Annotated in this window: 1 protein-coding gene; it reads left to right on the forward strand. The window is 67.6% G+C overall.

Going from position 1 to position 253, the window contains the following annotated elements; genetic code table 11:
- Window positions 1-253: cation transporting ATPase C-terminal domain-containing protein (locus B4M62_RS06680; protein WP_290706201.1), on the forward strand; the 253-nt coding region annotated here is incomplete at both ends.

The raw sequence follows: 253 nt of genomic DNA on the forward strand, positions 1-253 counted from the left end.
TCCTCCAACGCTGGTGAGGTCCTGACGATGCTCCTCGGTGTCGTTGCCGCCGGCGTCATCGGCCTCGACGAGGCCGGAGGTACCTTGGCCGTGCCGCTGCTCGCCACCCAGATCCTGTGGATCAACCTGCTCACCGACACTGCACCGGCCCTCGCCATGGGTTTCGACCCGCCCCCGGACGACGTCATGAACCTTCCGCCGCGAGGCCTGCACGACCGGGTCATCGACCGCGAGATGCAGGTCGGCATCGTGT

It is taken from the genome of Gordonia sp. UBA5067, from assembly GCF_002414845.1.
Lineage (GTDB): Bacteria > Actinomycetota > Actinomycetes > Mycobacteriales > Mycobacteriaceae > Gordonia > Gordonia defluvii.